The sequence below is a fragment of the Vibrio sp. M260118 genome, assembly GCF_036533755.1.
Classification (GTDB): Bacteria; Pseudomonadota; Gammaproteobacteria; order Enterobacterales; family Vibrionaceae; genus Vibrio.
This window is the reverse complement of record NZ_JATABG010000676.1, coordinates 1-691: the sequence shown is the minus strand read 5'-3', so window position 1 is coordinate 691 and position 691 is coordinate 1. Positions and strand designations below refer to the sequence as shown.

Annotated in this window: 1 protein-coding gene; it reads left to right on the top strand. The window is 45.7% G+C overall.

The features are described from left to right. Window positions 1-580: 2OG-Fe(II) oxygenase family protein (locus tag QTO00_RS20500; protein WP_331426379.1), on the top strand; the 580-nt coding region annotated here is incomplete at its 5' end. Window positions 581-691 lie beyond the last annotated feature (111 nt).

The window sequence follows — 691 nt, the reverse complement described above, 5'->3', positions numbered from 1 at the left end:
GTATTTCCACGCATATCCTTGGGGCCAGATGCCTGAGGAACTAAAACAGCAAATATTGGATTACTATCAGCGTGCGAATGAGTTCGCCGAGGAGCTGTTAGGCTGGGTAGAAGCTCATGCTCCAGCAGAGGTCCAAGCTAAGTTTTCTGTCGCTTTGTCTGAAATGATCAACGGCAGCAATAAAACACTGCTTCGAATCCTACACTACCCACCAATGACGGGTAACGAAGAGTCAGGGGCAATACGTGCAGCGGCACATGAAGACATAAACTTATTGACGGTGTTACCTGCAGCAAATGAACCAGGCTTGCAAGTGTTATCGAAACAGGGTGATTGGCTTGATGTCCCATGTGACTTTGGCAACTTAATTATAAACATTGGTGACATGTTGCAAGAGGCCTCGGGCGGCTATTTCCCTTCAACAACGCACCGAGTTATCAACCCAACAGGTGAGAGACAAGAGCAGTCTCGTATTTCTCTGCCGCTGTTCTTACACCCGAAACCTGAAGTCGTGTTGTCGGAGCGCCATACTGCAGATAGCTACCTGATGGAAAGACTACGAGAATTAGGCGTTATTTAAATCTAGAAAACATGGAAAAAGAGTCGCAATCGCGGCTCTTTTTTTATGGCTCAGGCGACATTTATCAATGTGGATACTCGACAAAATTCTGTTTATGGCATTTATTGAAAC